The organism is bacterium (assembly GCA_040755795.1).
Taxonomy (GTDB): domain Bacteria; phylum UBA9089; class CG2-30-40-21; order CG2-30-40-21; family SBAY01; genus JBFLXS01.
This window is the reverse complement of the sequence record JBFLXS010000446.1, coordinates 1-3,048: the sequence shown is the minus strand read 5'-3', so window position 1 is coordinate 3,048 and position 3,048 is coordinate 1. Positions and strand designations below refer to the sequence as shown.

The following is a 3,048-nucleotide window of genomic DNA, read 5'->3' as shown; positions in this document are numbered from 1 at the left end:
AGGATAGAAATGAGGTTGAACCAGATTTTGAATATTATACTGGTCGCACACACGATATATTGAAATCTATTGCCGCTATTAGAGATAAAAGTAACTTTCGAATTAACTGGGAAATCCCTGACAATAATCTATCTATCGGAACATGAATATCTTCTCTGGCAACTTCAACATTGATTGAAAATAACCTATCTGAACTCTATTCACTCTTTCGGTTTCTCAACCCTTCTATGTTTAGTTCGATTGATGATTTTAATCAGTCATACATCACTCCCATTCAGTAACCGTTCAGGTGGTAATTTACCGCAGAGACGCAGAGGAACAGAGAAGAGATTGAAATAAATCAGACAACAGAAAAGATTATTGAGGCAATCATTGTCCTACATAGGATCTCAAAACCAAATTTGTTAATCAATCATGATATGTCGGTTTTCAAAAGCTTGCTCTGATGAAAATCCGTGATGGAATTCTGCATGTAGTAAATAGTTTTTAATTTTTTCTCTGCGTCTCTGTGTCTCTGCGGTGAACGGTTACCCCATTCAGAAGGAAAATGACAAAGATGTCCTGTATGAATTGAAAAAGAAGATATATCCCTTTGTGTTGAGGCGTTTAAAAAAAGAGGTGTTAAAAGACCTACCTGACAAGATTGAGCAGATATTATTTGTCGATATAGCAGTTATTATTCAAAACTTTACTTAGAAATACAAATAATGTCCCATAGGGACAACATATCGGTAGAAATAAATATCACACAAATAATGTCCCGTAGGGACACAATATATCGGTAAATGGCTTTCCATAAATTTTCTACCAACTACGGAACTGATTGATTTGTCTATCTATTCCTACCGATATTATGTTCCTAACGGAACGATTATTCTCATGTTTCCCCATTTGATAGATTAACAAATAATACATAATCCTTTTTTGCTTCTACATAGTTTACCTTTATCATCTTATCACCTCATTTTAACGGTTCTATTTTAAATGGTAATTGTCCTTCAACTGCTAATTTCCAGTCAGCCATTATTTCTTCTTGATGAATTTCAATCCAAGCTTGGACTAATTTCAATTTCTTTTTTGGTAAATTTCCTTCAATAATTTCTCCATCTTCAATTGCTATAATCGCATCGTTTTCACCGTAGTTCACATAAATATGTGGACGATGGTGCTTCTTATCATCAAAGAAAAACATGTAAATAATTATACCCTAAAACATTGATATTGTTGGCATTTTACTCTCCTTTTAATTTATTTACTACAAATAGGGGAAATGTCCCCCTATTTTCTATTTTCTCAAATTTTCAGTCCCAAATTCTGAACGGTCTCCAAATTCTGAACGGTCTCATGTTCTGTCAGGGACTAATATGCAAAATTGGATATTAGTTCAAAACGGTGCATAGAATGCACTCTACCTGACTACCTTTCTCTTCCTTCTCTCACAATATCTACTATTTCTTGTGTGGTAACATTCGCTTTAATACTCGGAACCTCTAATGGAGAGAAAGCAGTTTTTTCTGGAACCAGACCAAAAATCCTACCGTCCTTTCTTCGGATTAGTACTTTTCCTGTTTTTTCTGCTTTTTCAAAAACTATAGCAAATTTTTGCCGTGCTTCTGCATATGTATAAACTTGCATTTTATACCTCCATAGTTTCGATGTTTAAATTTTGAGCAGACTCTTTTAGTTTTCGATCCAAAGTCAATAATGGTGCCTTATGTCTGAGAGCACAATCTAAAAAATAAGCATCATATGCATAAAGGTTAGTTTGCTTAGCTAATTTCAAAACGCTAACAAAATCTGGATCAATATACCGAATGGGTATGCTCATAAAAATTGACAACCCCCTTTCAGCATCTTCAAGTGTTATTCTGTTTTGTTTAAACATGGCCGAAAATGCATTGCCAATTTCCCAGGGAATAGAGCCTGGGCCAATCAGAGTTTTTCCTAAAGTAATTGCGATAATCCTTTGACGTTCAGGTTCACCAACGATCACCGAAATTAATGCAGATGTATCACTTACAATTTCCATCATTACCTCCAAAACTTCATATTGTGAGAATTGTACAATACTCTTGTATGTTTGTCAAGAGCAGAGAGGTATCAGCAGAACTTCCCCGACTTCAGGGAAAAAGGGAGGGAGGTAATTTTTGAGATCTCGAATTATCTCAAAAATTACCTCCCTTCCTCCTACAAACCGAAAAACTCGGGGAAAATCTGAGGTAGCAGTAGAACGACGTCTAACGACTGAGCTCACCTGCCGCTATGAAGCACAGCGGAATAGCGGTCAGGTAGAACGCCTTGTTGAACTAAGCCACTTTGTGGCAGTTTTTTTGACAGCTTTGTAGAGCTACTTTGAGTTTAGCATATTAGGATATTTGATGTCAAGAAGAAAAATGTACATTCACGGTACGACCCCGCTCTCACGCCCAAATTAAACCAGCATATATTTTCGATAGACTTTTTTGGCATCAAGCACAGCGACTTATTTGGTTCCCAAGATACTGCCCATAGTCTCCCTCAAGTAATCCTCTAAAGGATAAATCCTCATCCAACTCTGGCCAGTGGAGACCATATGGAGAAACTTCAATATTGTTTAGTTGTTCATTCGTGCCATGTGCAAGACGTTTGTTCTTGCCTACCGGAAATCTAATTTCTACACCACTCTCCATTTGAACAATAATATAACCATTTTGGTAACTTGCTGTTATTGCAGTATCAACCAATGTGCTCATACCATTTCTCCAATATTAGATTTTGATTCTTCTTCGCAAGATTTTGTGCTTTCCTTAGTTCATTCATCTTCATATGTTGAGATTCACGAAGTTCAATTACCTCTTCCACATTAAAAACTGCTTCTCCATTTCCATGACGAACATGTACATAAACTGGTAGATGTTCATTACTGTAGAAGAAAAATTTATAGTAACCGTTCAGGGCTATACATTAGAAGTGTAAACAAGGAGAAATGGGGAAAAGGGAGAATTGGAGAAATGGCTCAAACTTTTTCTTGCTCCACCCTTCGGACATCAATCCTGGAGTCTGCGAAAT

General features: G+C 36.4%; 7 protein-coding genes. 2 read left to right on the top strand and 5 right to left on the bottom strand.

The window, feature by feature from the left end; translation table 11 throughout:
• The first annotated feature begins 170 nt into the window (after nucleotides 1-170).
• Both AB1414_18130 and AB1414_18125 read left to right on the top strand, forming a co-directional pair.
• Nucleotides 171-281 carry an SNF2-related protein gene (locus AB1414_18130; protein ID MEW6609333.1) on the top strand — a complete coding sequence of 37 codons (111 nt, stop codon included), beginning with the start codon at nucleotides 171-173 and terminating at the stop codon, nucleotides 279-281.
• Between the two features lie 238 nt (nucleotides 282-519).
• Nucleotides 520-696 carry an SNF2-related protein gene (locus AB1414_18125; protein ID MEW6609332.1) on the top strand — a complete coding sequence of 59 codons (177 nt, stop codon included), beginning with the start codon at nucleotides 520-522 and terminating at the stop codon, nucleotides 694-696.
• A 265-nt stretch (nucleotides 697-961) separates the two neighbouring features.
• Here AB1414_18125 and AB1414_18120 read toward each other — a convergent pair whose 3' ends face one another.
• The 5 genes from AB1414_18120 to AB1414_18100 form a co-directional block, all read right to left on the bottom strand.
• On the bottom strand, nucleotides 962-1,198 hold the full coding sequence (locus AB1414_18120) for a DUF4160 domain-containing protein (GenBank protein MEW6609331.1): 237 nt from the start codon (nucleotides 1,196-1,198) through the stop codon (nucleotides 962-964).
• A gap of 218 nt (nucleotides 1,199-1,416) precedes the next feature.
• Nucleotides 1,417-1,635 carry a type II toxin-antitoxin system Phd/YefM family antitoxin gene (locus AB1414_18115; protein ID MEW6609330.1) on the bottom strand — a complete coding sequence of 73 codons (219 nt, stop codon included), beginning with the start codon at nucleotides 1,633-1,635 and terminating at the stop codon, nucleotides 1,417-1,419.
• A gap of 1 nt (nucleotide 1,636) precedes the next feature.
• A complete protein-coding gene (locus AB1414_18110; protein ID MEW6609329.1) occupies nucleotides 1,637-2,032 on the bottom strand; it encodes a type II toxin-antitoxin system VapC family toxin in 396 nt (131 codons plus the stop codon).
• Nucleotides 2,033-2,468: 436 nt separating this feature from the next.
• Complete coding sequence (locus tag AB1414_18105) at nucleotides 2,469-2,732, bottom strand: DUF2442 domain-containing protein (protein MEW6609328.1); 264 nt, start codon at nucleotides 2,730-2,732, stop codon at nucleotides 2,469-2,471.
• Nucleotides 2,716-2,934, bottom strand: a complete 219-nt coding sequence (locus AB1414_18100; GenBank protein ID MEW6609327.1) for a DUF4160 domain-containing protein — start codon at nucleotides 2,932-2,934, stop codon at nucleotides 2,716-2,718. Before AB1414_18100 ends, AB1414_18105 begins: the two co-directional genes overlap by 17 nt.
• Between the last annotated feature and the right edge of the window lie 114 nt (nucleotides 2,935-3,048).

What these genes read in the sequence shown, in the direction of transcription:
- AB1414_18115 (MEW6609330.1), bottom strand. Translation starts at nt 1,635, where the DNA reads ATGCAAGTTTATACATATGCAGAAGCACGGCAAAAATTTGCTATAGTT.
- AB1414_18110 (MEW6609329.1), bottom strand. Translation starts at nt 2,032, where the DNA reads ATGATGGAAATTGTAAGTGATACATCTGCATTAATTTCGGTGATCGTT.
- AB1414_18105 (MEW6609328.1), bottom strand. Translation starts at nt 2,732, where the DNA reads ATGAGCACATTGGTTGATACTGCAATAACAGCAAGTTACCAAAATGGT.